General features: G+C 69.0%; 27 protein-coding genes and 3 tRNA genes. 24 read left to right on the forward strand and 6 right to left on the reverse strand.

Going from position 1 to position 24,472, the window contains the following annotated elements; all coding sequences use genetic code 11:
- Window positions 1–29 precede the first annotated feature (29 nt).
- Both KEC57_RS13040 and KEC57_RS13045 read right to left on the reverse strand, forming a co-directional pair.
- Complete coding sequence (locus tag KEC57_RS13040; RefSeq protein ID WP_229385073.1) at window positions 30–227, reverse strand: hypothetical protein; 198 nt, start codon at window positions 225–227, stop codon at window positions 30–32.
- The gene (locus KEC57_RS13045) at window positions 224–400 is read right to left on the reverse strand and encodes a hypothetical protein (protein WP_229385074.1); all 177 of its coding nucleotides are present in this window, start codon (window positions 398–400) and stop codon (window positions 224–226) included. The genes KEC57_RS13040 and KEC57_RS13045 overlap by 4 nt, the downstream gene beginning before the upstream one ends.
- A 92-nt stretch (window positions 401–492) precedes the next feature.
- Here KEC57_RS13045 and KEC57_RS13050 point away from each other — a divergent pair, with 92 nt between their 5' ends.
- Both KEC57_RS13050 and KEC57_RS13055 read left to right on the forward strand, forming a co-directional pair.
- Window positions 493–882 (forward strand): helix-turn-helix domain-containing protein, encoded by a 390-nt coding sequence (locus KEC57_RS13050; protein ID WP_229385075.1) that lies wholly within the window; start codon window positions 493–495, stop codon window positions 880–882.
- A gap of 7 nt (window positions 883–889) precedes the next feature.
- On the forward strand, window positions 890–1,321 hold the full coding sequence (locus KEC57_RS13055; protein WP_267492547.1) for an ImmA/IrrE family metallo-endopeptidase: 432 nt from the start codon (window positions 890–892) through the stop codon (window positions 1,319–1,321).
- Window positions 1,322–1,457: 136 nt separating this feature from the next.
- Here KEC57_RS13055 and KEC57_RS13060 read toward each other — a convergent pair.
- From KEC57_RS13060 to KEC57_RS13070, 3 genes are all read right to left on the reverse strand, one after another.
- Window positions 1,458–1,530, reverse strand: a tRNA-Phe gene (locus tag KEC57_RS13060).
- Between the two features lie 74 nt (window positions 1,531–1,604).
- Window positions 1,605–1,678, reverse strand: a tRNA-Asp gene (locus KEC57_RS13065).
- A gap of 27 nt (window positions 1,679–1,705) precedes the next feature.
- Window positions 1,706–1,778, reverse strand: a tRNA-Glu gene (locus tag KEC57_RS13070).
- Between the two features lie 200 nt (window positions 1,779–1,978).
- On the opposite strand from KEC57_RS13070, the gene KEC57_RS13075 reads away from it, so the two are divergent.
- Entirely contained in the window at window positions 1,979–3,388 is a 1,410-nt protein-coding gene (locus tag KEC57_RS13075) for a peptidoglycan DD-metalloendopeptidase family protein (RefSeq protein WP_229385077.1), read from the forward strand.
- 70 nt (window positions 3,389–3,458) lie between these two features.
- Here KEC57_RS13075 and KEC57_RS13080 read toward each other — a convergent pair whose 3' ends face one another.
- The gene (locus tag KEC57_RS13080) at window positions 3,459–3,992 is read right to left on the reverse strand and encodes an inorganic diphosphatase (protein ID WP_229385078.1); all 534 of its coding nucleotides are present in this window, start codon (window positions 3,990–3,992) and stop codon (window positions 3,459–3,461) included.
- 204 nt (window positions 3,993–4,196) lie between these two features.
- On the opposite strand from KEC57_RS13080, the gene tilS reads away from it, so the two are divergent.
- From tilS to KEC57_RS13185, 21 genes are all read left to right on the forward strand, one after another.
- Entirely contained in the window at window positions 4,197–5,210 is a 1,014-nt protein-coding gene (gene tilS / locus KEC57_RS13085) for a tRNA lysidine(34) synthetase TilS (protein WP_229385079.1), read from the forward strand.
- Window positions 5,211–5,309: 99 nt separating this feature from the next.
- Window positions 5,310–5,825 (forward strand): hypothetical protein, encoded by a 516-nt coding sequence (locus KEC57_RS13090; RefSeq protein ID WP_229385080.1) that lies wholly within the window; start codon window positions 5,310–5,312, stop codon window positions 5,823–5,825.
- A 48-nt stretch (window positions 5,826–5,873) separates the two neighbouring features.
- Complete coding sequence (gene hpt / locus KEC57_RS13095; RefSeq protein WP_229385081.1) at window positions 5,874–6,425, forward strand: hypoxanthine phosphoribosyltransferase; 552 nt, start codon at window positions 5,874–5,876, stop codon at window positions 6,423–6,425.
- Between the two features lie 156 nt (window positions 6,426–6,581).
- The gene (ftsH, locus tag KEC57_RS13100) at window positions 6,582–8,588 is read left to right on the forward strand and encodes an ATP-dependent zinc metalloprotease FtsH (protein ID WP_229385082.1); all 2,007 of its coding nucleotides are present in this window, start codon (window positions 6,582–6,584) and stop codon (window positions 8,586–8,588) included.
- 9 nt (window positions 8,589–8,597) lie between these two features.
- Complete coding sequence (gene folE / locus KEC57_RS13105) at window positions 8,598–9,200, forward strand: GTP cyclohydrolase I (RefSeq protein WP_229385083.1); 603 nt, start codon at window positions 8,598–8,600, stop codon at window positions 9,198–9,200.
- Window positions 9,197–10,030 (forward strand): dihydropteroate synthase, encoded by an 834-nt coding sequence (gene folP, locus KEC57_RS13110; protein ID WP_229385084.1) that lies wholly within the window; start codon window positions 9,197–9,199, stop codon window positions 10,028–10,030. Before folE ends, folP begins: the two co-directional genes overlap by 4 nt.
- Window positions 10,003–10,395, forward strand: coding sequence for a dihydroneopterin aldolase (gene folB / locus KEC57_RS13115; protein ID WP_229385085.1), 393 nt, complete (start codon window positions 10,003–10,005; stop codon window positions 10,393–10,395). The genes folP and folB overlap by 28 nt, the downstream gene beginning before the upstream one ends.
- The gene (folK, locus tag KEC57_RS13120; protein WP_229385086.1) at window positions 10,392–10,949 is read left to right on the forward strand and encodes a 2-amino-4-hydroxy-6-hydroxymethyldihydropteridine diphosphokinase; all 558 of its coding nucleotides are present in this window, start codon (window positions 10,392–10,394) and stop codon (window positions 10,947–10,949) included. Before folB ends, folK begins: the two co-directional genes overlap by 4 nt.
- Window positions 10,946–11,443, forward strand: a complete 498-nt coding sequence (locus KEC57_RS13125; protein WP_229385087.1) for a DUF3180 domain-containing protein — start codon at window positions 10,946–10,948, stop codon at window positions 11,441–11,443. The genes folK and KEC57_RS13125 overlap by 4 nt, the downstream gene beginning before the upstream one ends.
- Complete coding sequence (locus KEC57_RS18970; protein WP_267492553.1) at window positions 11,385–12,098, forward strand: PH domain-containing protein; 714 nt, start codon at window positions 11,385–11,387, stop codon at window positions 12,096–12,098. Before KEC57_RS13125 ends, KEC57_RS18970 begins: the two co-directional genes overlap by 59 nt.
- Entirely contained in the window at window positions 12,095–13,921 is a 1,827-nt protein-coding gene (locus KEC57_RS13135) for a PH domain-containing protein (RefSeq protein ID WP_229385088.1), read from the forward strand. The genes KEC57_RS18970 and KEC57_RS13135 overlap by 4 nt, the downstream gene beginning before the upstream one ends.
- Window positions 13,918–14,631, forward strand: a complete 714-nt coding sequence (locus tag KEC57_RS13140) for a DUF2520 domain-containing protein (protein ID WP_229385089.1) — start codon at window positions 13,918–13,920, stop codon at window positions 14,629–14,631. Before KEC57_RS13135 ends, KEC57_RS13140 begins: the two co-directional genes overlap by 4 nt.
- A 58-nt stretch (window positions 14,632–14,689) precedes the next feature.
- The gene (locus tag KEC57_RS13145; protein ID WP_229385090.1) at window positions 14,690–15,493 is read left to right on the forward strand and encodes an MBL fold metallo-hydrolase; all 804 of its coding nucleotides are present in this window, start codon (window positions 14,690–14,692) and stop codon (window positions 15,491–15,493) included.
- A gap of 92 nt (window positions 15,494–15,585) precedes the next feature.
- A complete protein-coding gene (gene lysS / locus KEC57_RS13150; RefSeq protein ID WP_229385091.1) occupies window positions 15,586–17,112 on the forward strand; it encodes a lysine--tRNA ligase in 1,527 nt (508 codons plus the stop codon).
- 87 nt (window positions 17,113–17,199) lie between these two features.
- Window positions 17,200–17,886, forward strand: coding sequence for a GntR family transcriptional regulator (locus KEC57_RS13155; RefSeq protein WP_229385092.1), 687 nt, complete (start codon window positions 17,200–17,202; stop codon window positions 17,884–17,886).
- Window positions 17,887–18,000: 114 nt separating this feature from the next.
- Entirely contained in the window at window positions 18,001–19,254 is a 1,254-nt protein-coding gene (locus KEC57_RS13160; protein ID WP_229385093.1) for an amidohydrolase, read from the forward strand.
- Window positions 19,251–20,804 carry an ABC transporter substrate-binding protein gene (locus KEC57_RS13165; protein WP_229385094.1) on the forward strand — a complete coding sequence of 518 codons (1,554 nt, stop codon included), beginning with the start codon at window positions 19,251–19,253 and terminating at the stop codon, window positions 20,802–20,804. Before KEC57_RS13160 ends, KEC57_RS13165 begins: the two co-directional genes overlap by 4 nt.
- A 9-nt stretch (window positions 20,805–20,813) precedes the next feature.
- Window positions 20,814–21,833, forward strand: coding sequence for an ABC transporter permease (locus KEC57_RS13170; RefSeq protein WP_229385095.1), 1,020 nt, complete (start codon window positions 20,814–20,816; stop codon window positions 21,831–21,833).
- Entirely contained in the window at window positions 21,830–22,696 is an 867-nt protein-coding gene (locus tag KEC57_RS13175; RefSeq protein ID WP_229385096.1) for an ABC transporter permease, read from the forward strand. Before KEC57_RS13170 ends, KEC57_RS13175 begins: the two co-directional genes overlap by 4 nt.
- Window position 22,697: 1 nt before the next feature.
- Window positions 22,698–23,681: an ABC transporter ATP-binding protein gene (locus KEC57_RS13180; protein ID WP_229385097.1), complete on the forward strand. Its 984-nt coding sequence runs from the start codon at window positions 22,698–22,700 to the stop codon at window positions 23,679–23,681.
- A complete protein-coding gene (locus KEC57_RS13185) occupies window positions 23,678–24,472 on the forward strand; it encodes an ATP-binding cassette domain-containing protein (RefSeq protein WP_229385098.1) in 795 nt (264 codons plus the stop codon). The genes KEC57_RS13180 and KEC57_RS13185 overlap by 4 nt, the downstream gene beginning before the upstream one ends.

Raw genomic sequence — 24,472 nt, forward strand, 5'->3', positions numbered from 1 at the left:
CCGCGGGGGCGTGTCTGTTTGGTGGGCGACTAGGACACGCGCTCAGCCGGGAGGGATCTGAGCCAGCGCTCACCCTCTTCGCGCAGAATCAGCGGCTTCGCCCCTGCATATGAAGGCGTGAGCTTCGACGCCGCGATCTGCTGACGGATGTACTCCTTCGACAGGGACACGACGGCTGCGAACTCGTCGAGCGAGTACGCGAGCTTGTCGAGCACGGGGTCGGTCATGGCATCAGCTCCTTCGGGGTGACGCCAAGAAGGCCACCGACCATCACCAGGTCCGAGACGCGTGCGCTGCTGTCCCCGTCAAGGGCAGCGCGCACGCGTTCGGTGGTGAGGCCGGTGGCCTTCGCGATCGACTCAGCCGGGAGGCTGGTCTGAAGTCTTCTCTGTTCCGTCACATATGGAAGATAACACCCCACATGAGACGGATGCAAGCACATTCGGAACAATAGCCGCCAATACCGACCGAATAGCTGGCTAAACTGACGGCATGCCGAAGAAGCGGAAAGCGCCCGAGACGTTCGACGAGCACGTGGGGGCAGCCGTCGACGCGCAGAGGGAGAAGCGGCGGATGACGCAAGACGAACTCGCCGTGAAGACGGGCGTTCGGCTCACCAGCCTTGGCCGGCGGCTCGCGGGCAAGATTCCGTTCACGGTCGGTGAAATCGAGATCATCGCGTCGGTGCTCACTGTCAAGGCGCACACGATCGTCGAGGCAGCGCTCGAGGACTACGGCGGCATCGAGAAGCTGCTCGCGACTGCAGTGTCTGAGGACGCATCTAACGTCACTCCCGACGACAATGTGACCTATCTGGGGCACGTTACGCCGCCGTACAGTGCAGCTGCGGATGAGAAGCCGCGCGTAGACCCGAAGGATTAGATGCCTCTTGCGCGAGCTACTGGCGCACGCCGCTTCGCTCGGCATCGCCGTTCACGTCGCGCACCTTCCGGCACCGTTCCGCGGCTTCTACGACGGTGAGAAGAGAATGGTCGTCTACGACTTCACTCTCACGCTCGCGGAGCGGCGCTGTGTCCTCGCGCACGAGCTCGGGCATGCGTTCCATGACCACCGATGCCGCGGCGACAAGGCTATGGAGGATGCGGCCGACGTCTACGCGGCGCACCTGCTGATCGATCCGGTGGAGTATGCGCGCGCCGAAGCGATCCACCCGTCCGTCGATTTCATCGCTGAGGAACTGTGTGTCGAGCCGGATTTGGTGCGGGTCTTCCAGCGGTCCATCACGCGCCTGCGCGGGGTGACGTACATCCGTCCGCGGATGGGCGCGCGGCAGTACCGGCACTCCTGGTCCCACGCCTAGCCGAGAGCGTCCGCGCAACTCGGAATAATCGTGCGCACGGTCGGCTACACCTTCGGCTACACATGCATCTGTGGCGACATGGCGGCCGGGAACGAAAAAGCCCCCGATCCCAGTAGAAGCCTGGAATCAGGGGCAGTGGCTCCGACGGGCGTCGATCCCGTGACCTCACGATTTTCAGTCGTGCGCTCTACCAACTGAGCTACAGAGCCTCGAGGCATCCGAAGAGTCCTCGATCTAAGTACGAGAGCCCCCTCCCGCAAGAGAGAGGGCTCGTCGCCTAGAGCGACCCTGACGGGACTTGAACCCGCGACCTCCGCCGTGACAGGGCGGCACGCTAACCAACTGCGCTACAGGGCCATGCTGTTCAGTTATAGGTGGTGAGTGTGACCCCAACGGGATTCGAACCCGTGCTACCGCCGTGAAAGGGCGGCGTCCTAGGCCACTAAACGATGGGGCCGGGCGAACCCTTCATCCGTGCGGATGTCGCGCTCAATCACCGAGGACTAAGCATACGCAATAGTCCCGGATTGCACCAATCGAGGGCGTGGCGTGCTTGTGTGCGCCCGTTTCCGGGGTGAGACTGGCGTGGTGACCGTCGACCAGAGGCGGCAGTCGTGTGCGCCCAGACCGGTTGCGTGTGTGACTGATGTTGCTAGTGTGAACGAAGTCGATGCGGCGAGGGAGGACCCGGTGGACGCCGAGAACACCTCTGACGAGTGCGGCTGCGCCCCGTCTCCTCGCGAGCGCCGCGCGCTCTGGCCGCAGATGAGCCGTCGCGGGGCCCTCGGGTTCGGCATCCTCGGATTGGCCGCGATCAGTGCGATCGGCGGCGGCCTCGTCTCCCCGGCGTTCGCGGCCGGCTATCCCTCGTGGGACGACGTCGAGCGTGCGAAGGCGAACGAGGCGACGAAGGCTGCCGAGGTCACCAGGATCCAGGGCCTCATCGCGGGCCTCGAAGCCGACGTCGCGTCCAAGCGCGCGGTCGCCCAGCAGCTGGCCGACGAGTTCTACGTCGCGCAGCAGGACTACTTCGCCGCGGCGCTGCGCGCCGACCAGCTGCAGCAGCAGGCCGACGAACAGGCATCGGCGGCGCTGGAAGCCGCCAACAAGGCCGGACGCGTCGCCGCCCAGCTCTATCGCAACGGCGGCGATGACACGTCGCTCGAGCTGTTCTTCGCGGGCTCCGCTGCCAGCGCCGACGATCTGCTCGCCCGCCTGGGCACGATGGACAAACTCGTCGAGCGCAACCAGGCCGTCTACGCCCAGGCCATCACGGCCCGCGACAGCGCGCAGGGGCTGAGCGACCAGGCAGAGGTGCAGCGTGTCGAGCGCGACCGCCTGCAGAAGGTCGCCGAAGACAAGATGGTCGCAGCCCAAGCGGCCGCCGATGCCGCCCAGGCCGCTCTCGATGAGCAGACGGCGCGCAAGAGCGAGCTGGACGCCCAGCTCGCAGCGCTGCAGGACACGACCGCCAAAACCGTCGCCGAGTACCAGGAGGGCGAGCGCATCCGCAAAGAGGCGGAGGCCGCAGCGGCCGCGGCCGCCGCGGCTGCGGCGAAGGCCGAAGCCGACCGCCTGAACCAGGGTGGCGGCGGAGGCGGCGGCGGTGGCGGCGGAAGCAGCAGCGGCGGCGGCGGATCCGTCGGCGGTGCGGGGTGGGCCAGGCCCTCGTCGGGTTGGCGCAGCTCCGGCTACGGCGCGCGCACCGTGCAGTGCGGCAACAGCTACTGCTCCAGCGGATTCCACTACGGCGTCGACCTCGCTGCCGGCTGCGGAGCCGGCATCTACGCGGCATCGGCCGGCCGGGTCGTATACGCCGCCTGGAACGGCGGGTACGGCAACTACATCAAGATCGACCACGGCGGCGGTATCGGCACCGGCTACGGCCACATCCGCAACGGCGGCATCTTCGTCTCGAACGGCCAATGGGTCGAAGCGGGCCAGCTCATCGCGAGCGAGGGCAACACCGGCAACTCGTTCGGCTGCCACGTGCACTTCGAGACCTACGTCAACGGCGGCACGGTCAACCCCATCTACTTCATGGCGGACCGGGGCATCTCGGTCTGACCGGCACACCCTGAAACGACGAAGAGCGGATGCCGTGACCCACGGCATCCGCTCTTCGTCAAAGCAGTGGTCAGAGCGTGCTCGGCGCGACGCCCTCACCCTGGGTCTTGGTCTGGCCCTCGTGCTCCTTGAAGCGGTCGAAGGCCTCGCCGACGAGGCGCTCGGCCTCGGCCGCACCCGCCCACTCGTCGACCTTGACCCACTTGTTCGGCTCGAGGTCCTTGTAGTGCTCGAAGAAGTGCGTGATCTCGCGCTGCAGGAACTCCGGGATGTCGTTGACGTCCTGGATGTGCGCCCAGCGCGGGTCCTTGGCGAGCACGGCCACGACCTTGTCGTCGCCGCCGGCCTCGTCGCTCATCTTGAGCACGCCGACGGGACGCACGCTCGCGAGCACGCCCGGCGCGAGGTCGACGTCGAGCAGCACGAGCACGTCGAGCGGGTCGCCGTCCTCGCCGAGGGTGTTCTCGAAGAACCCGTAGTTGGTGGGGTACCCGAACGCGGTGTAGAGGATGCGGTCGAGGAAGACACGGCCCGTGCCGTGGTCGACCTCGTACTTCACGCGGCTGCCGCGCGGGATCTCGATGACGGCGTCGTACGCGCCCATAGGGAACTCCTTCGGAAAGACAGTGGGATGCGGCGACCAGCCTAGTCGCGGGACTCTTCGCGTCGTGCGTCGGCCTTCGGCCGGTGACTTGTCGGGCGTTCCGGTGAAAGCACCAGGACAAATCGGCGTGGAACGCCGTTTCCGGGGTGCCTATCGCCGATCGGGCCTGACGCTTTCACGTGGCTGGCGGGATACCGTGGTGCCGTGGAAGAGCGCAGACCCGGCCTGGACCCCGCCGTCGCCGAGGTGCGCCTGGCGGTGCGCCGCGCGCTGACGGCGCTGCCGACCGGATCGACCGTGATCGTGGGATTGTCGGGTGGCGCGGACTCGCTCGCACTCGCCGCCGGGGTGGCCTTCGAGGCGCCCAAGCTCGGCCTGACGGCGATGTCGGTCACCGTGGACCACGGACTCCAGGAGAACTCCGCGGATGCCGCGGCCGCCGCAGTCACCCACGCCCGGGCGCTCGGACTCGACGCCCGCGTGGTGCGAGTCGAGGTCGGCGCCGAGGGCGGTCCCGAGGCCGCGGCGCGCGACGCCCGGTACGCCGCGCTCCGGGATGCCGCGCGGGAGGCCGCCGCCGAAGCCGTGCTCGTCGCGCACACGCTCGACGACCAGGCCGAGACGGTGCTGCTGGGCCTCGCCCGCGGAGCGGGCGCGACCAGCCTGCAAGGAATGGCCGAGGCGACTGATCTCGATGGCGTCGCTGTGCTCCGCCCGCTTCTCGGCGTGCGACGCGCGACGACCCGCGCGGCCTGCGTCGCCGAGGGGCTCGAGCCGTGGGACGACCCGCACAACGTCGACCCGCGCTTCGCCCGCGTGCGCGTGCGCGAACGGGTGCTGCCCGTACTCGAGGCCGAACTCGGGCCGGGGATCGCCGAGGCGCTCGCTCGCACCGCCGCGCAGCTGCGCGAAGACGCCGAGGCGTTCGACGAGATGATCGAGGAGACGATCGAAGACATCGTCGAGCATGCCGAGGCGGGCATCTCGGTATCGGCCGCGGCGCTCGCCGCCAACCCCGCCGCTCTTCGTCACCGAATCATCCGGCACATCGTGGCGAGCGAGTTCCACGAGAGCCTCACGCGCTCGCAGACCCTCGAGGTCGCCCGCCTTGTCACGGACTGGTCGGGCCAGGGCCCCATCGATCTGCCGGGATGCCGCGCCCGCCGCGTCGGCGGACGCATCGAGTTCTCCGCCGCCCCCGATTCCCGCGGACGCTGATCCACGCCGAGAACGATCATCGCCGGAGGCCGGCCCATCACGATCGACGGGATCGACCGCGACGACGACGCGCCGTCCTACACGCAGGTCAGGTAACGAATGCGCCCCACACTCATCGCCGCGGTCATCGCGGTGCTCGCCCTCGCACTGGGAGGATGCACGATGCAACCCGATAGCAGGCTCGACGAATACCAGGTCGAGGCGGAGCGCATCATGGCCGATGCCGTCGCACTGATCCCGGAGGACCTGCGCACCGACGTCGTCGTCTCCGAGTCCGAGCCCCGGTTCGGTCCGATCGAAGGTGCGGCGTCGCCCGACCAGCCGGCGTGGTGGCAGGTGTCGGAGATCCTCCAGCTGGTGGATGAGACGGATGCCTCGGCCGACGCGGCAGCGGAGATCTCCGAAGGGCTCGCTGCGGACGGGTGGGAGCAGTCCCGCGTCCGCGAGACGGAGCAGGGTGCCCGCATCGCCGACGGATTCCGCCGCGACATCGACGGCGAGCAGTGGTACATCGAGGTGACGAGCGTCACCACCCGGCCCGACAAGGCCGAGGTGGTCCAGCTGCTGGTCGTGAGTCCGACGACGGTCCGCGGCGACAACGACGCCCCGAGCTGATCCGCACCGACCGCTCTGCCGGAACGACGATCCCCGTAGACTCGGAGCATGCGCGCGGCCGACGTTTCCAGCGACATCACCGAAGTCCTCGTCACCGAGGAGCAGATCAAGGCCAAGCTCGACGAGATCGCGGCGCAGGTCGCCGCGGACTACGACGGCAAAGACCTGCTGCTGGTCGGAGTGCTGAAGGGCGCCGTCATGGTCATGGCGGACTTCTCACGCGCACTGCCGGCACTCGTGCCGATGGACTGGATGGCGGTGTCGTCGTACGGCGCCGGAACCCGCTCGAGCGGTGTCGTGCAGATCCGCAAGGACCTCGACACCGACATCCTCGGCAAGCACGTGCTCATCGTCGAGGACATCATCGACTCGGGCCTGACCCTCAGCTGGCTGCTGGAGAACTTCGCCGCCCGCGGCGCGGCATCCGTCGAGGTCTTCGCACTGCTGCGCAAGCCCGAGGCCGCGAAGGTCGAGGTGCACTGCAAGTACGTCGGCTTCGACATCCCGACCGAGTTCGTCGTCGGGTACGGCCTGGACTATGCGGAGAAGTACCGCAACCTGCGCGACGTGGCCGTCCTGGCCCCCCACGTCTACAGTTGACGCGGCCCTCCGTGCCCGGATCCCCGGCTTACGCCGTGGGCGAATGCACAGTCAGCGCCTAGGAAGCCCGCGATACCCTGGTCCAACCGCCGGCGGCCGTGAAACGGCCCTGCGCGACGGCACGTCGACGAAAGGGGTCGGGTCTACGCCCGCACCATGGACTTCAAGAAGATCACCCGCAACCCGCTCTTCTACGTCCTGCTGATCGGGGTCTTCCTCATCGTGGGGTTCTCGCTCATCTCGAGCCTGAACGGTGCGAAGCAGATCTCGACCCAGGAGGGTCTCGAACTCCTCGCCGGAGAGACGGTCACCGAGGTGGTCAACACCGACGGCGACCAGCGCGTCGACATGACGCTCTCCAAGGAGTACGAGGGCGCATCCGACGTGCAGTTCTACTACGTCACGGCGCGGGCGGGCGAAGTGGTCGATGCGATCAACGCCGCTGACCCGAAGGACGGCTTCAACGACGCGGTCCCGCGGGCATCGTGGTTCGACGGGTTCCTCTCGCTGCTGCTTCCGATCCTGCTGCTCGGCCTGCTCTTCTGGTTCCTGCTGTCCAGCGCCCAGGGCGGCGGCAGCAAGGTCATGCAGTTCGGCAAGTCGCGTGCCAAGCTCGTGACCAAGGAGATGCCGCAGGTCACGTTCGAAGATGTCGCCGGCTCCGACGAGGCGATCGAAGAGCTCGAAGAGATCAAGGACTTCCTGAAGGACCCTTCCAAGTTCCAGGCGGTCGGCGCCCGCATCCCGAAGGGCGTGCTGCTGTACGGCCCTCCCGGAACCGGAAAGACGCTCCTCGCACGCGCCGTGGCCGGCGAGGCGGGCGTGCCGTTCTACGCGATCTCGGGCTCGGACTTCGTCGAGATGTTCGTGGGTGTCGGCGCGAGCCGGGTGCGCGACCTCTTCAACCAGGCGAAGGAGACGTCGCCCGCGATCATCTTCATCGATGAGATCGACGCCGTCGGCCGCCACCGCGGTGCCGGCATGGGCGGCGGCCACGACGAGCGCGAGCAGACGCTCAACCAGATGCTCGTCGAGATGGACGGCTTCGACCCCAAGGTCAACGTCATCGTCATCGCGGCGACCAACCGTCCCGACATCCTCGACCCGGCGCTGCTGCGTCCGGGCCGCTTCGACCGTCAGATCGGCGTGGACGCCCCCGACTTCAAGGGCCGCACCAAGATCCTCGAGGTGCACGGCCGCGGCAAGCCGCTCGCAGACGGCGTCGACCTCGAGGTCGTGGCGCGCAAGACGCCGGGCTTCACCGGTGCCGATCTCGCGAACGTGCTCAACGAGGCAGCCCTCCTCACGGCGCGCTCGAACGCTCAGCTGATCGACAACCGCGCCCTCGACGAGGCCATCGACCGCGTGATCGCCGGCCCGCAGCGCCGCACCCGCGTGATGAAGGACAAGGAGAAGCTCATCACCGCGTACCACGAGGGCGGACACGCGCTCGCGGCTGCGGCGATGAACCACACCGACCCTGTCACCAAGGTCACCATCCTGCCGCGCGGCAAGGCGCTCGGCTACACGATGGTGCTGCCTCTGGAAGACAAGTACTCAGTGACCCGCAACGAGCTGCAGGATCAGCTCGCCTATGCGATGGGCGGCCGCGTCGCGGAAGAGATCGTGTTCCACGATCCGACCACGGGCGCGAGCAACGACATCGAGAAGGCGACGAGCATTGCCCGCAAGATGGTGACCGAGTACGGCATGACCGGTGACATCGGGCCCGTCAAGCTCGGCTCGTCGTCGGGCGAGGTCTTCATGGGCCGCGACATGGGGCACGGCCGGGAGTTCTCGGAGCGGGTCGCAGAGCGCGTCGACGGACAGGTGCGCGCCCTCATCGAGCAGGCGCACAACGAGGCGTACGAAGTGATCAACGCCAACCGCGACGTCCTCGACAAGCTCGCGCTCGAGCTTCTCGAGAAGGAGACGCTCGACCACCTCGAGCTCGCCGAGATCTTCACGGACGTCAAGCGCCTGCCGCCGCGTCCGCAGTGGCTCTCGAGCGAGCAGCGCCCTGTCTCGCAGCGGCCCCCGGTCGACGTTCCCGCTCGCCGTGGCGACGCGGGCCTCGCGGCCAGCGTCGAGGCGGAGCAGGCGGTCGCCGAGAAGGCGCCGGTGCGCCGTCCCAGCGGGCAGGCGCGTCCCGCGACCGCGTAGGCTCGGCCCGTGGCCGTCGATCGTGAGCGCGTCGCCGCGCTCGTCCGCGAACTGCTCGAGGCGATCGGGGAGGATCCCGAGCGCCCCGGGCTCCGGCAGACGCCGACGCGGGTGGGCGAGGCGTACGCCGAGTTCTTCGCCGGGGTCGGCGAAGATGCCTCGGCGCCGCTCGCGCACACCATCTCGGTGACGCGCGGTCCCGCCCCCGACACGCTGCCGTCGGGCGCGGTGATGCTCCGCGACATCCGCTTCCGCTCCATGTGCGAGCATCACCTGCTGCCGTTCCGGGGGCACGCGCACATCGCGTATCTTCCGGGCGAGCAGGTCGTCGGCCTCGGCGCGCTGCCCAAGGTCGTCGAGATCCTCGCGTCGCGCCCGCAGGTGCAGGAGCGCCTGGGCGAGCAGATCGCCGACGTGATCGCGGCGTCGCTCGACGCCCGCGGCGTCCTCGTCGTGCTCGACGCGACCCATGAGTGCGTGACGATGCGCGGCGGGAAGCAGACGGATGCCTCGACCGTCACGATCGCGGCGCGCGGCGAACTCGCCGACCCCGCCGCACGCGCCGAGCTGATCGCGCTGCTGGCCGGCGGTCGCGGCAGGGGCCCGGAATGACCCTGGTGATGGGCGTCGTGAACGTCACGCCCGATTCGTTCAGCGACGGCGGCCGATACGCGGATGCCGATGCCGCGGTCGCCCACGGGCTGCGGATGCGCGACCAGGGCGCCGACATTCTCGACATCGGGGGCGAATCGACCCGACCGGGCGCCGAACGTGTCGGGCCCGCGCTCGAGCAGGAGCGTGTGCTGCCGGTGATCGCCGCGCTCGCCGGGGCGGGCGCGCTCGTGAGCATCGACACGATGAACGCCGCGACCGCGGTCGCCGCGGTGGCTGCGGGGGCGCGCATCGTGAACGACGTGTCGGGCGGAATGGCCGACCCCGACATGCTGCCGGCGGTCGCCGACACCGAGGCGGATGTCGTGCTGCAGCACTGGCGCGGCCACTCGGCCGAGATGTACGCGCGGGCCGTGTACGACGACGTCGTGAGCGAGGTCGTGGCAGAGCTCGCCGCACGCGTCGAGGCGGCGGCATCGGCCGGAATCGCCCCGTCGCGTGTGGTGCTCGATCCGGGCATCGGCTTCGGCAAGCGGGGCGAGCAGAACTGGGAGACGCTGCGCGGCCTCCCGCGTTTCGTGGCGATGGGGCCCCGCGTGCTCATCGGCACGAGCCGCAAGCGCTTCCTCGCCGAACTGCTCGCCGAAGATCCCGCTCAAGCCTCTGAAGAGCGGCGTGACCTCGCGACCGCCGTGACGAGCGTGCTCGCCGCCGAGGCCGGAGTGTGGGCGGTGCGCGTGCACGATGTCGCCGGCACGCGCGATGCTCTCGCTGTGGCGCGCAGCTGGGAAGGAACAGGACGATGGACTTCATCGACGAGATCACCCTGACCGGAGTCCGTGCGTTCGGACGCCACGGGGTGTTCGACCACGAGCGCCGCGACGGCCAGGAGTTCGTCGTCGACGTGACGCTGTACGTCAGCACCGCCCGCGCGGCCGCGTCCGACGACGTCGCCGACACGGTCCACTACGGCGAGGTCGCGGAGCGCATCGTCGAGATCGTCGGCGGCGAGCCGCTGAACCTGATCGAGGCGCTGGCCGCCCGCATCGCGGACGACCTGCTCGAGCACGACATCGTGCGCATGGTCGCGGTCACCGTGCACAAGCCTCAGGCGCCCATCACCGTCCCGTTCGGCGACGTGACGGTGACGATCCGCCGCGCCAAGCCCGAGCCCGGATCGGCGGTGGCCGCATGAGCCGCCGTCTCGCCGAGGGCTTCGACGGTGATGTCGAGCGCCGGGCGCATCCCGCCGTCGAGGCGGTGGTGGCGCTGGGTGCGAACCTCGGGCACCGCGCCGAGACCATGACCGCGGCGATCGAAGCGCTCGCACGCCTGCCGCTCGTGCTCGCGGTGCGCGTCTCCGAGCCGATCGAGTCGGTCGCTCTGAAGCCGGAGGGCCCGGATGCCGAGGCCCCGCCATATCTGAACGCCGTGGCGATCCTCACCACCCGGCTGGCGCCGTCGGTGCTGCTCGCCTATCTACACGCGATCGAGCGCAACCACGGGCGCCTGCGTCAGGAGGTGCGCTCGGCCATGGATCCGGGCTGGGAGGACCGCACGCTCGACCTCGACCTGATCGCGTACGGCGACATCGAGAGCGACGATCCCCGGCTGCTGCTGCCGCACCCGCGCGCCGTCGAGCGCGACTTCGTGCTCGGGCCCTGGCTCACCGTCGATCCGGACGCCGTGCTGCCCGGCGTCGGTCGCGTCGACGCCGCGCTCCAGAGATTGCGCGGCGAGGCACGATGAGGCGCACGAGCCCCGGGGTTCTCATCGTCGCCGGGGTGCTCGGCATCGCGGCGGGCTTCCTCATCGATCAGCTGCTGACGTCGGCCGGGCGGCCCACGTTCACGCCCGCCATCACGCTGCCGATCCTGCTCGCGCTGCTCGGCGCCGTCGTGATCGCGCTCGCCGTGCCCATCCGGCGCGCGACGCACGGTACGACGAAGGGCGCCGTGAATCCCTTCCGCGCGCTGCGTGTCGCGATGCTCGCGAAGGCCTCGAGCCTGGTCGGCGCGGCGATCGGGGGGCTGGGCGTCGGTCTGCTCGTGTTCCTCACGACCCGGCCCGTCACGCCCTCGGTAGGCTCATTGGGAACGGTCATCGCGACGGCCGTCTGCGGCGCCCTCCTGGTGGCCGCAGGGCTGGTCGCGGAGCACCTGTGCACCATCCGGAAGGACGACGATGACGAACAGCCCGGAGGCGACGACCCCGGACTCGAGCCCCGCCTTCACAACCACTGACGCGGCCGATCCCGACGGCGTGACCGCTCCGGCGATGCCGGAGTCGGCCGTCGATGCAGCGTCCGAGCCCGGCCCGGCGCCGGGGGCGGAGCACGACTCGGCACCGTCCGCCGCGCCGGCCCCTGCTCCCGCCGATGGCACGACCTTCCCGCGACTCGCCGAGCCGCGCTCGGAGAACCGTCTCGTCCTCGCCGGCGGGGTGTGGCATCAGATCTCACCCAAGTATGTCTGGGTGCAGCTGATCTCGACCGGATCGTTCCTGATCCTGGTGATGGCGGCGACCCTCGTGCTGACTCTCGCGTTCCACCAGATGTGGGCGTGGATCCCCGGCGGCATCCTCACCGTGATCCTGGTGTGGACGCTCGCGATCCTCCCGCGCCAGGCGCGCGCCATCGGATACCAGCTGCGCGAGGACGACCTGGTGTTCCGCCGCGGCATCCTGTGGCAGCGATTCGTGGCCGTTCCCTACGGCCGCATGCAACTGGTCGACATCACGCACGGGCCGCTCGACCGCGGGTTCGGCATCGCCCAGCTCAAGTTCGTGACCGCCGCCGCGGCGACCGGGGTGGTGATCCCGGGCCTCGACCAGGGGACGGCCGAGACGCTCCGCGACCACCTGGTCGCCGTGGCCGAGAGCCGGCGCACGGGCCTATGACGGATCCCCGCATCCCGGCCCCCGAGCCTGTCGAGGGGCCGAACCCGTCTGCGCCGCCGCAGAACGGACCTCCGCCGTACGTGCAGCCGGAGCACCACACGGCGCCGCCGCCGCAGCTGGTGCGCTCGCCCCTCAGCGACGGCGAGTGGCATCGGCTGCACCCGCTCACCCCGCTCATGCGCGGCGGGCTGTTCCTCATCGTGGTGATCGGCATCGTCGTGGCGAACCTGCGCGACCGCCTGGTCTTCATCTTCCTGCCGTGGCTCGCCCCCGACATCGAGGACGAGGTCGGCGAGTGGGAGGGCTCGGGCGGCGACCCGATCGACTTCATCATCGTCAACAACCTCTATGTGGCCGCGGCGCTCGCTGTGCTGGCCGTGCTCATCGTGCTCGTCGCGGTCTTCTACCTCTCGTGGCGCTTCCATCTCTTCCGCATCACCGGCGACGATGTGGAGGTGCGCAGCGGCATCCTGTTCCGCACGCAGCGCCGCGCGCCGCTCGACCGCGTGCAGGGCGTCAACCTCACCCGGCCGATGGTCGCGCGCCTGCTCGGCATGGCCAAGCTCGAGGTCGTCGGCGCGGGCGCCGACGCCAACGTCAAGCTCGAATACCTGTCGACGGCGAACGCCGAGGCGGTGCGCGCCGACATCCTGCGCCTGGCCTCCGGAAGACGATTGGCGGATGCTCCCGCCGCGGGGGCGGCGCCGCGTTCGGGTGGTCGTGTGGCGGCGCTCGGACACACCGTGGGCCGCGAGCTCAACGGCATGATCGACGGCCCCGAGGCTCCCGTCGATGTGCCCGACTCGGTCGTGCACATCCCGGTCGGCCGGCTGGTGGCATCCCATGTCGTCAGCATGTCGACCGTCGCGCTGCTGTTCGCGGTGGTCGCCATCATGGTCGGCGTCTCGCAGGGCGTGACGTGGCTGCTGTTCGCCTTCGTGCCCGCCCTCATCGGTCTCGGCGCGTACTGGGTGCGCTCGATCGTGCGGTCGCTGCGGTACTCGATCGCCCCGACTCCCGACGGCGTGCGGATCACTTTCGGTCTGCTCACGACGATCACCGAGATCGTGCCGCCCGGGCGGATCCACGCGATCGAGGTCACCCAGCCGATTCTGTGGCGTCCCGCCGGCTGGTGGACGATCCGCATCAACCGGCTGACCGGCCGCAGCGCCAGCGACGGCAGCACCGATCAGTTCACGACCGTGCTGCCGGTGGGCACCGCCACCGACGTCGAGCGCGTGCTGCGGCTGCTGCAGCCCTCGGTGCCCGACGACGAATGGGCCCTCATCGTGCGCGAGGGCATGTTCGGGCCCGGCGAGATCGACTCGTTCGAGAACTCACCCCGGCGCGCATGGTGGATCCGGCCGCTGTCGTTTCGCCGCAACGGCTTCCGTCTCATGGACGACCTGCTGCTCCTGCGTCGCGGCATCGTGTGGCGCAAGCTCGCGATCCTCCCGCTCGCGCGGCTGCAGAGCCTCGGACTGCATCAGGGGCCGCTCGACAGGCTGACCCGCGTCGCCAGCGCGCGCGGCCATCTCGTCGCAGGTCCCGTCTACGCCCACCTCGCGGCGATCGACCGCGACACCGCGCTCACCCTGTTCGACGCCGTCGCCCGCGGCGCGGTCCGCGCCGCACGCACCGACCGCACCCACCGCTGGGCCGAGGACGCCGAAGCCGAAGCGGAGGCTGTGGCGCAGGCGCACGCCTCGTCGGATCCGCGACCCGACCCCGTCACGGCGGATGAGGGCGTGCCGCAACCGACGGCGCTCGCACCTCAGCACGACGCAGCCGATGGCCGGACACCCGGGGAGCCGAAGATATGACGCGCGACGGACGACTCGGAGTCGGGATCATCGGCGCCGGTCGCGTCGGCCCGGTGCTGGGTGCCGCGCTGGGCGGCGCCGGGCACGCGATCATCGGCGTGACGGCCGGTTCCGATCCCGAGCGGGTCGAGGCGATCCTGCCGGGCGTGCCCGTGCTCGATGCGCCCGAGGTCGCGCGGCGCAGCGAGCTCGTCATCGTCGCGGTGCCGCACGCCGAGCTCGAGTCGCTCGTGGCGGGCCTCGCCGAGGTGGGTGCGTGGCAGCCCGGGCAGCTCGTCCTGCACACCGATCCCGCGTATGGCACCGGCATCCTGACCCCGGCCGTCGCGATGGGCGTGATCCCGCTCGCGGTGCACCCGGCGATCGCGTTCACGGGCACCTCGATGGATCTGCGCACCCTCGCCACGGGGTACGCGGCCGTCACGGCGCCGGCTGCGGTCCTGCCGATCGCGCAGGCGCTCGCGGTCGAGATCGGCTGCGAGCCCGTCGTCGTCGCCGAATCCGCGCGCCCCGCCTATGCCGAGGCGATCTCCACCGCGCGCGACTTCTCGCGCTCGATCGTGCAGCAGGCCACGCGCCTGCTGGCCGAAGCGGGGGTCGCCCATCCGGGCTCGTACCTCTCTGCGCTCGCTCATACGACCATCGACCAGGCGCTGGCCGAGGCGGGATCCGGGCCGGGGCTCGATCCCACCGCTACGCTCCAAGAATGATCGCCGTGAGCTGATCACCGTCGGCTGAGTCGCTGACCGAAGCAGGGGAGACCACCAGATGCGCGTGACCCGGATCGGCGGACCGACGGCCCTCGTGGAATGGGAGGGGTGGCGGATCCTCACGGACCCCACCTTCGACCCACCCGGGCGCACCTATTCCTTCGCTCTGGGCACGTCGTCGCGTAAGACGACCGGACCCGCGCGCTCCCTCGACGACATCGGCGATGTCGACGTCGTCCTGCTCAGCCACCACCATCACGCCGACAATCTCGACGACAGCGGCCGGGTCGGACTCGCTCGTGCGGCGACGGTGCTCACCACCCGTGCCGGCGCCAAGGCGCTCTCCGCCCCCTCAGGTCCGGTGGGCCATCCCGATGTGCGGGGGCTCGCCGCGGGTGACAGCGTGACGCTCACCGCGCAGGACAAGCCCGCGCTCACGGTGGTCGCCACCCCCTGCCGCCACGGCGCGCCGTTCACCCGCCCGCTGGTGGGCCCGGTCGTCGGCTTCGCGCTGACGCTCGGCGACGCGGCGCGGCCGGGGCTGTGGGTCACCGGCGACACCGTGCTCTACGACGGGCTCCGCCGTGCGGCCGCCGCGATGCGGCCCGACGTCGCCATCGTGCACATCGGCGCGGTGAAGTTCCCGCTGACGGGTCCGCTGGCGTACACGATGGATGCCGCAGCGGCCGTCGAGCTGATCGCGCTGGCAGAGCCGGGAACGGCGGTGCCCGTGCACGTGGAGGGGTGGAGCCACTTCTCCGAGCAGGAGGCCGCCGCGGCGAAGGTGTTCGAATCCGCAGAGCTCACGGTGCGCGAGAGCGTGCGCTGGGCGCCGCTCGGCGAGCCCATCGAGGTGGGGTGACCGCGGCAGTGCGTGCCCGCCACTTCTGGTTCGGGAAGTGCACGCAGCGCCGTCGATAGACTTGGGGGTCCGCTTTCCGAGGAGCCCACCCCATGACCAACACGACAGCGCCCGCCGACGCGCCCGCCGAGCCGACCGAAGAAGAGATCTTCGAGCAGAAGGCCGTGCGGCTCGCCAAGCGCGAGCGGCTGATCGCCGAGCGTGCGGATGCCTCGGGGGGCGCCTACCCGGTGAGCCTGCCGATCACCGACACCATCCCGGCCCTGCGCGAACGTTTCGCAGACCTCGAGGCGGGCGCCGAGACCGGCGTCACGGCCGCGGTCGCCGGCCGCGTGATCTCCAGCCGCAACACGGGCAAGCTGTGCTTCGCCACCCTCCAGGCCGGCGACGGCAGCCGCATCCAGGCGATGGTGTCGCTCGCCGCCGTGGGCGACGAGTCACTGCAGGCGTGGAAGGAGCTCGTCGATCTCGGCGATCACGTCTTCGTGACCGGCGAGGTCATCTCGAGCCGTCGTGGCGAGCTGTCGATCATGGTGTCGGAGTGGGCCATCGCCGCCAAGGCGATCCTGCCGCTGCCGAACCTCCACAACGATCTCAGCGAGGAGAACCGCGTCCGCAGCCGCTTCCTCGACCTGATCGTGCGCGACCGTGCCCGAGAGACCGTCGTTGCGCGCGCGAAGGTGAACGCGAGCCTGCGCGAGACGTTCGCAGCGCACGGCTTCCTCGAAGTCGAGACGCCGATGCTCCAGGTGCAGCACGGCGGGGCATCCGCTCGTCCCTTCATCACGAACTCGAACGCGTTCGACGCCGACCTGTACCTGCGCATCGCGCCGGAGCTCTTCCTCAAGCGCGCCGTCGTCGGCGGCATCGACCGGGTCTTCGAGATCAACCGCAACTTCCGCAACGAGGGCGCCGACTCCACGCACAGCCCCGAGTTCGCCATGCTCGAGGCGTACCAGGCGTACAGCGACTACAACGGCATCGCCGACCTCACGCAGGAGCTCATCCAGAAGGCGGCCATCGCGGTCGCGGGCTCGACGACCGTGACGTGGGCCGACGGGACCGCGTACGACTTGGGCGGCCAGTGGGACCGCCTGCCGATGTACGGATCGCTGTCCGAGGCATCCGATCGCGAGGTCACGCCCGAGACGCCGCTCACCGAGCTCCTCGCCTTCGCGGCCGACGCGGGCGTCGAGGCGCCCCCGCACGCCACGCACGGCAAGCTCGTCGAAGAGTTGTGGGAGCACTTCGTCAAGCCGGGCCTCACCCGGCCGACCTTCGTGATGGACTTCCCCGTCGACACGAGCCCCCTCGTGCGCGAGCACCGCTCGATTCCGGGTGTCGTCGAGAAGTGGGATCTCTACACCCGCGGCTTCGAACTCGCGACCGGATACTCCGAGCTCGTCGATCCCGTCATCCAGCGCGAGCGCTTCGTCGAGCAGGCGAAGCTCGCCGCGCGCGGCGATCTCGAAGCGATGCGCATCGACGAGGAGTTCCTGCGCGCGCTCGAGCACGGCATGCCGCCCACCGGGGGCATGGGCATGGGCATCGACCGCCTTCTCATGGCGATCACGGGTCTCGGGATCCGCGAGACGATTCTGTTCCCGCTCGTCAAGTAGCCGCGTCGCGCTCGGCCTTCTCAGGTCGGAGAGGCGACACTCGTCCCGTTCGGTCTACAATCGACCAAACTCGGAAGGGATGGCGAGATGGACACCCGTTCTAGCGCCCCGTCGATCGGCATGGCAGATCGCTCGCTCGCACACCAGATCTATTTCGCCCTCCGCCAGCGCATCATCGAGGGGCAGCTGCCTGCCGGAACCTGGCTTCGTGAACGCGAGCTCGCCGAGGAGTTCAGCGTGTCGCGGATCCCGCTGAGAGAAGCGCTGCCGCAGCTCGAAGCCGACGGATTCATCATCACGCACCCGCGCCGCGGCGCCGTGGTGCGCCAGCTCACCCTCCGTGATGCGGTGGAGTACTTCGATCTTCGATCGAGCCTCGAAGTTCTCGTCGCACGGCTCGCTGCCCAGCGAGTGCGTGACGGGGCGTCGACCGCCGGAGTCCTGGAATCGGTGCGCCTCGCGGACGAGGCGATGCTCACCGGGGACGACCAGACCATCGCCCAGGCGAACTCGGCGATTCACGATGCGCTTGTAGAACTCGCGGGCAACAGGCTTCTGGCGAGTGCGCTCAAGCCGATCGGTGGTCTCCAGCTGTGGTTCTTCGGTGTGACGACCGAGCGAGACCAGCATTCCCTGAAGTCCGAGCACCACTCGATCGTCGACGCGGTCGTCGAGGGAAGCGTCGAACTGGCCGCGTCGCTTGCGTTCTCGCACGTCGAGCGCAGCAGGCACGAGTCGCTGCCGCTGCTGGCCGAACGGCTCCCGCCGGAGTAGGCGAATGTCGCCTGAGCGGCAAGCCGGGCGATGTGAAACATGACTGTTACGTGACGGTCGATTCCTCGCCACGCGCGTTTGGGATGCTGTATACCAAATCTCCGAAGGATTGGTATGTCAGCCTCACTCGTAATCTCCGGCGCACGACTCGCGGACGGCGCGCTCGTCGATGTGTCGATCAGCGACGGGATGATCGCGCAGATCTCCCCGACTCGTTCGCACGAGCCGGGGTACGGGGAGTACGTGCACGCCGGGGGTCGGCTGCTGACCGAAAGCCTCGTCAACGGGCACGCGCATCTCGACAAGACGCTGATGGGCGCATCCTGGCAGCCGCACCTGCCCGGACGCACCGTGAAGGAGCGAGTGGCGGCGGAGCGTCTCCTTCGCTCGACTGTCGACGCGCCGATACACGTCCGCGCTCGACGCCTCGCCACGGATATGGCGGCCATGGGCGTGGGAGTGGTGCGGACACACGTCGACATCGACGCGACGCTGCGCACATCGGCGGTTCAGGACATCCTCGCCCTGCGAGAGAGCCTTCGCGACGTGATCGATGTTCAGATCGTGGCCTTCCCGCAGAGCGGGATCCTCCACGAACCCGGCGCAGCTGAGCTGCTCGGCGATGCGCTGAGCGCGGGGGCGGACCTCGTAGGAGGACTCGATCCCGCGGGTTTCGATGGCGATGCGGGCGAGCACCTGGACGTCGTGTTCGGACTGGCCGAGCGCTTCGGCAGCGGGGTCGACATCCACCTCCACGATCTCGGCGAACTGGGGCTGGCTCAGCTGCGCGACATCTCCGCGAGGGCGACGGCCGGGGGAATGAGCGGCAGAGTCGTGGTCAGCCACGCGTACACGCTCGGCACCGCCGCCATCGATGATGTGCGGCGGGTCGCAGACACGCTCGCGACCGCCGGTGTCGCCATCATGACGAACGGGCCTGTGGGCATGACACCCCCGGTGCTCATCCTGCGAGAACACGGAGTGACGGTGTTCGCGGGCAGCGACAACATCCGCGACGCATGGTGGCCCTACGGGACCGCTGACATCGTCGACACCGCGCGCAACGTCGCCTATCAGAGCGACTTCCGCACCGATGAAGAGCTTGCGGTCGCCTTCGATCTGGTGACCGCCGCTGCGGCGGATGCCCTGGGTCTCGGCAGGCGGGACATCCGCGTCGGGGGGTCGGCAGACCTCGTGCTCTTCGACGCGGAGACGGTTGCAGAGGTCGTCGCCGCACCGCCTGCCCGGCTTCTCGTGCTGAAAGCAGGCCGTACCGTCACGGCCGCCCCCGACCTCCGGCGCTCACAGCCGGTTGTGCACCACCCGACCACAACCAGCTCCACCAACCCGATGGGAGTCGCACCATGACCCTTGCCAGACGCCACATCATCCTGGCCGGACTCTTCGCCGGCGCGCTCGCGCTCTCGGCGTGTGCGAGCTCGGGCAGCGCGCCCGATGCCTCGCCGGACACGCCGACCACCTTCTCGGCATACTCCTCGCTGAACACCCTCGATCCGCTGCTCAGCGACACGATCCAGAACGACGTCGTGGGCGATCTTCTGTACGACTCGATCATCGACTACGACAGTGATTCCGAGATCGTGCCGCGGGTCGCGACGGAATGGGCGATCTCGGACGACTTCACCCAGGTCGACCTGGTGATCCGCGACGACATCCTCTTCACGAGCGGAAATCCGCTCACCGCGGCCGACGTGGTCTACAGCCTGGACCGCGTCAAGGCCGCCGGAATCGGCGCTGCTTCGTTTCTCGGCGACTACGAGTCGTCGGTCGCGACCGACGACACGCACGTCACGATCACCCTGAAGGCTCCGAATGCCACCTTCCTCGGCGCGCTCAGCAAGATCTACGTCGTGGACTCGGCCGTGGTCGAAGAGAACGCCGGCACCGACTTCGCGCAGGCGTGGCTCGCGGCGAACACCGCCGGCAGCGGTGCGTACACCGTGGTCGACTACACCCAGGCGACGTCGGTGAAGATGACGCTGAATCCCGACTACTGGGACTTCGACGACACGCGTCCCGATACGTACGTGCTCCAGAACTTCGAGGAGTCCGCGGCGATCAGCACCGCACTTCGCGGCGGCGCGCTCAATCTCGGGGCATTGCCGACGCGCGACGCGGTGACCTTCGACGGTGACCCCGGCTACGCGGTGACCACTCTCCCCTCCGGCAGCGGTTCGTTCGTCTACTTCAACACCGCGGCCGGGCCGACCGCCGATCCGAAGCTGCGCGAGGCGATCGCTCTGGCCTACGACTATCAGGGCCACGTCGACACGATCCTGGGCGGCGCGGGCACGATCGCCAAGGGAATGCTCCCGGCGACATCGGGCTGCGTGGTCGATCAGCCCGAGAAAGAGCAGGACATCGAGAAGGCGAAGGCGCTCGTCGCCGAGATCGGAGCCGAGGGAACGGAACTGACGCTCCTCTACCAGCCGAACCTGCCCGAGCATGCCGGAGCGGCGACCCTCCTCCAGTCCAATCTCCGCGACATCGGGATCAACCTCGTTCTCCAGACGACGACGTTCCCGGCATACACCGAGCTGCTCAACAGCATCGACACGACGCCGGACCTCGCCATCGCCAACGACCGACCGCGCTACCCCGATGCTTTCGTCATGCTGAACCGTCAGTTCAACTCGAGCTTCGTGGGCACCGGCGTGAACAAGGGCCAGTACTCCAACCCCGAGGTCGACGCGCTCCTGGCGGAGGCGAAGACCACCCCGGATGCCGCAGCCCGATGCGACATCCTCCAGGACGTCGAGCAGATCCTGGCCGACGACGTGGCGGCCATGCCTCTGGCGAACCCCGAGACGACGTTCGTGTCCACGCCTGACGTTCAAGACATCGTATTCAGCCCGGTGCGCATCTGGTTCGACCCGAGCCTCATCCGGATCGGATAGGCCCGCACCATGTGGAGATTTCTCGGTCGTCGTGTTCTCTTCATGATCGTGAGCGTGTGGGGCCTCGCCACCGCGGTGTTCCTCATGATCAAGGTCATCCCCGGTGACGAAGCCGCCGTCGCTGCCGGTGAGAGCGCGACGGCCGAGATGGTCGAAGCCACACGAGTCCGGCTCGGTCTCGATCAGCCGCTGGCCGTGCAGTACGTCGCATTCCTCTCGCGGCTGGTGCGGGGTGACCTGGGTACCTCGATCACCTCGCACCAGCCGGTCGCGGAGAGCCTCGAGAAGGTGCTGCCCTACACGCTGGAGCTCGTGGGCGCGGCCATCCTCTTCACCGTCGTCGTCGCCGTTCCCGCAGCCCTGGTGATGGCCGCGAACCACGGGAAGTCGGCCGACATGATCGGCAGAGTGGCAACGGTCATCGTCGCGGGGATGCCCATCTTCTGGGTCGGCTTCGTCGTGCAGTACCTCGTCGCCCAGAGCCGCGTCCTGCCGATCTCAGGAGTCATCTCCATTCAGTACACGGTTCCTCGCCAGACCGGCTTCATCCTCATCGACTCGCTCCTGGCGGGGGACACGGCCGCGTTCGGCGATGCGCTCGCCCACCTGGTCCTCCCGGCCATCGTGCTGGCGGTGACCGGCACGGCCGTCATCATCCGCACCCTTCGGGCATCCCTGCTGGGCGAGTTGCACGAGGACTACGTGGCGCTCGCGCGAGCCAAGGGTGCCAGCCCGTCGTACATCCTGGTCAGGCATGCCCTGCGCAATTCCTCAGTGGCGACGATCTCGACGCTGGGGCTCCAGGTCGGCTACCTCCTCGCGGGGTCGGTGATCGTCGAGTCCGTCTTCGCGCGGCCCGGCATCGGCTCCTACCTCGCCTCGGCCGTGACTCAGAAGGACACCTTCGCCGTGCTCGGATCCGTCATCTTCATCGGAACGGTCGTGATCATCATGAGCTTCCTCGTCGACTGCGCTCAGCTGGCGATCGATCCGCGCGTCCGCGCCTCCACGATCGGAGCCGAGCGATGACGGCGACGGCGGTGCTGGGTCGCGGCATCGTCGCTCCGCTTCGCTGGGCGAGACTGCCGCACTGGTTCGACGGCATCGTCTACCTCATGCTCCTCGCGCTGGTGGTTGCTGTCGCCTTCGGGGGAGTCCTCGCCCCGTACGACCCCTATCAAGTCGACCTCCCGAGCGCATTGCTGCCTCCCAGCCCGGAACACCTCATGGGCACCGACGAGAACGGTCGCGATATCTGGAGCCGGATCCTCACCGGCGCCGCCGGCACGTTGTGGTCGGCATTCCTGATCGCGGTCGTGGCGGCGTTCATCGGTGTCGCCGCAGCCGCGCTCGCCGCGTCGCTGGGCCGCTGGGTGGATGAGTCGATCATGCGGCTGTGCGACATCCTCCTCGCCGTTCCTTCCCTGGTGCTCGCGCTCGGGATCGCGATCGCACTGGGACCGAGCCTGGAGTCGGCGGCGATCGCGATGATCATCGCCTCCTGGCCCGGGACGACCCGCGTCGTGCGCGGGGTCTTCCGTACCACGATGAGTCAGAGCTATGTCGAGTCCGCGCGAGCGATGGGCGCATCCAAGACACGGGTCATGCTCCAGCACGTCATTCCGAACTCTCTCGACGTGGTCATCGTGCAGACAGCTTTCGACATCGGCGGGCTCACGCTCCTGCTCGCGGGCCTGTCGTACATCGGCGTCGGCGCACAGCCCCCCAGCGCGGAGTGGGGTGCCATGGCCTCCGCCGGCGGCGCCTACGCGCTCACGTCCTGGTGGGTCGCCCTCTGGCCCGGGCTCGCGATCACGTTCGCCGTCGTGACCTTCGGTCTGATGGGCGAGATCCTGCAGGCCCGTCTGAACCCCCTGCTGCGAAGGAAGTGAAATGACCGTCGATTCAGAAGCGCTGCTCCAGGTCAGCGGGCTCACCGTCGATGTCCGCGTCGAAGCTCGGCCGGTTCGCCTGGTGGACGGCTTCGACCTCACCATCCATCGTGGCGAGCGCGTCGCGCTCGTGGGCGAGTCCGGCTCCGGCAAGAGCGTCACTGCCCGCGCCATCATGCGGCTGGACCCGGACATGACGCTCGGAGGCACCGTCGCCTTCCGAGGGCGCGATCTCATGTCATTGACCGACAAGCAGATGCGCGGCGTACGAGGCAGCCAGATCGGACTCGTCTTCCAGGACCCGCTGCGCAGCCTGAACCCGCTCAAGACCATCGGTGCGCAGGTCTCCGAACCGCTGCGCCTGCGCGGAGTGTCGCAGTCGGAGGCGTGGGCGCGCGCACGCGAGACGCTCGACAGCCTCGGGGTGGTCAACGCCGCCGAACGGATGCGGGCGTACCCGTTCGAGTTCTCGGGCGGGATGCGGCAGCGTGTCGCGCTGGCGATCGCTCTGGTCGCCGAGCCCGATCTGCTCATCGCCGACGAGCCGACGACAGCCCTCGACACCCTCGTCCAGAAGCGCGTACTCACTCTGCTCGACGACATCGCCAAGGACAGGGGGCTCGCGGTTCTGCTGATCACGCACGATCTCGGCGTCGTCGCGAGCTTCGCGGACCGGGTGTCCGTGATGTACTCCGGGCGAAACGTCGAGGAGGCGCCGGTCCGGGAGTTCTACGAGAACCCGGGGCATCCGTACTCCCAGGGTCTGCTCGCGGCAGTGCCGAGGATCGATCGTGATGTCATCGAGCTCCGCGCGATGCCCGGTGCGCCGGTGCGCCCCGGGGCGCGTCCCGAGGGCTGCGCCTTCCGAGCGCGCTGCCCGCTGGCAACGGAGCGCTGCGCCGAGGTGCGCCCCGCATCGCGGCCCCACCTCACGCCCGGCCACACGGTCGCGTGCGACGTCGTCACACTGGAGATGGCCTCATGACCGCGTTGCTCGAACTCACCGGCATCACCAAGACCTTCGTGAAGAGCGGGCGCGCACCCGTCGTCGCACTGGACGACGTGAGTCTCTCGGTCGAGCAGGGGGAGATCGCAGGTCTCGTCGGCGAATCCGGCTCCGGCAAATCGACCCTCATCCGAACGATCATCGGCTTGGAGAGGCCGGATCACGGCGCAGTCCGGTTCCGTGGGGTCGACATGACGACCGCTGATCGCGGTACCTGGCGCGAATTCCGCCAGAGCGTGCAGACCGTGTTCCAGGACCCGTACTCGAGTCTCGACCCGCGGATGACCGTGGAGAGGATCGTCGGCGAGGGGCTTGTCATCCACAGCAAGGCGCCCCGGCGCATGCATCGGCGGACCCTGGTCGCAGAAGCGCTGGAGCGCGTGGGGCTGGCGGCCGCAGACATGCTTCGCTACCCCTCGTCGTTCTCGGGAGGGCAGCGCCAGCGGATCGCGATCGCCCGTGCGATCGTGATGAAGCCCGACCTGCTGATCTGCGACGAGCCGGTCTCGGCGCTGGACGTCTCCGTGCAGGCTCAGGTCATCAACCTGCTCCAGAGCATGCGCGACACACTCGAGCTGACGATGCTCTTCGTCGCTCACGACCTGGCTGTGGTCCGTCATCTCTGTGAGACGGTCAGCGTTCTCGAGCACGGAAAGATGGTCGAACAGGGTCGGACCCGCGACGTGTTCGATGCACCACGCGCCGACTACACGCGCGCCCTCATCGATGCGAGCCCGATCCCGGATCCAGCCGCGCCGTGGCGCGGCTGA

Source organism: Microbacterium allomyrinae (genome assembly GCF_020682705.1).
Classification (GTDB): domain Bacteria; phylum Actinomycetota; class Actinomycetes; order Actinomycetales; family Microbacteriaceae; genus Microbacterium; species Microbacterium allomyrinae.

What these genes read in the sequence shown, in the direction of transcription:
- KEC57_RS13170 (WP_229385095.1), top strand. Translation starts at nt 20,814, where the DNA reads ATGTGGAGATTTCTCGGTCGTCGTGTTCTCTTCATGATCGTGAGCGTG.
- folP (WP_229385084.1), top strand. Translation starts at nt 9,197, where the DNA reads ATGACCCTGGTGATGGGCGTCGTGAACGTCACGCCCGATTCGTTCAGC.
- KEC57_RS13050 (WP_229385075.1), top strand. Translation starts at nt 493, where the DNA reads ATGCCGAAGAAGCGGAAAGCGCCCGAGACGTTCGACGAGCACGTGGGG.
- KEC57_RS13175 (WP_229385096.1), top strand. Translation starts at nt 21,830, where the DNA reads ATGACGGCGACGGCGGTGCTGGGTCGCGGCATCGTCGCTCCGCTTCGC.
- KEC57_RS13140 (WP_229385089.1), top strand. Translation starts at nt 13,918, where the DNA reads ATGACGCGCGACGGACGACTCGGAGTCGGGATCATCGGCGCCGGTCGC.
- KEC57_RS13090 (WP_229385080.1), top strand. Translation starts at nt 5,310, where the DNA reads ATGCGCCCCACACTCATCGCCGCGGTCATCGCGGTGCTCGCCCTCGCA.
- lysS (WP_229385091.1), top strand. Translation starts at nt 15,586, where the DNA reads ATGACCAACACGACAGCGCCCGCCGACGCGCCCGCCGAGCCGACCGAA.
- KEC57_RS13185 (WP_229385098.1), top strand. Translation starts at nt 23,678, where the DNA reads ATGACCGCGTTGCTCGAACTCACCGGCATCACCAAGACCTTCGTGAAG.
- folK (WP_229385086.1), top strand. Translation starts at nt 10,392, where the DNA reads ATGAGCCGCCGTCTCGCCGAGGGCTTCGACGGTGATGTCGAGCGCCGG.
- KEC57_RS13160 (WP_229385093.1), top strand. Translation starts at nt 18,001, where the DNA reads ATGTCAGCCTCACTCGTAATCTCCGGCGCACGACTCGCGGACGGCGCG.
- KEC57_RS13135 (WP_229385088.1), top strand. Translation starts at nt 12,095, where the DNA reads ATGACGGATCCCCGCATCCCGGCCCCCGAGCCTGTCGAGGGGCCGAAC.
- KEC57_RS13180 (WP_229385097.1), top strand. Translation starts at nt 22,698, where the DNA reads ATGACCGTCGATTCAGAAGCGCTGCTCCAGGTCAGCGGGCTCACCGTC.
- folB (WP_229385085.1), top strand. Translation starts at nt 10,003, where the DNA reads ATGGACTTCATCGACGAGATCACCCTGACCGGAGTCCGTGCGTTCGGA.
- KEC57_RS13040 (WP_229385073.1), bottom strand. Translation starts at nt 227, where the DNA reads ATGACCGACCCCGTGCTCGACAAGCTCGCGTACTCGCTCGACGAGTTC.
- ftsH (WP_229385082.1), top strand. Translation starts at nt 6,582, where the DNA reads ATGGACTTCAAGAAGATCACCCGCAACCCGCTCTTCTACGTCCTGCTG.
- KEC57_RS13145 (WP_229385090.1), top strand. Translation starts at nt 14,690, where the DNA reads ATGCGCGTGACCCGGATCGGCGGACCGACGGCCCTCGTGGAATGGGAG.
- KEC57_RS18970 (WP_267492553.1), top strand. Translation starts at nt 11,385, where the DNA reads ATGACGAACAGCCCGGAGGCGACGACCCCGGACTCGAGCCCCGCCTTC.
- hpt (WP_229385081.1), top strand. Translation starts at nt 5,874, where the DNA reads ATGCGCGCGGCCGACGTTTCCAGCGACATCACCGAAGTCCTCGTCACC.
- KEC57_RS13080 (WP_229385078.1), bottom strand. Translation starts at nt 3,992, where the DNA reads ATGGGCGCGTACGACGCCGTCATCGAGATCCCGCGCGGCAGCCGCGTG.
- KEC57_RS13165 (WP_229385094.1), top strand. Translation starts at nt 19,251, where the DNA reads ATGACCCTTGCCAGACGCCACATCATCCTGGCCGGACTCTTCGCCGGC.
- KEC57_RS13155 (WP_229385092.1), top strand. Translation starts at nt 17,200, where the DNA reads ATGGACACCCGTTCTAGCGCCCCGTCGATCGGCATGGCAGATCGCTCG.
- KEC57_RS13125 (WP_229385087.1), top strand. Translation starts at nt 10,946, where the DNA reads ATGAGGCGCACGAGCCCCGGGGTTCTCATCGTCGCCGGGGTGCTCGGC.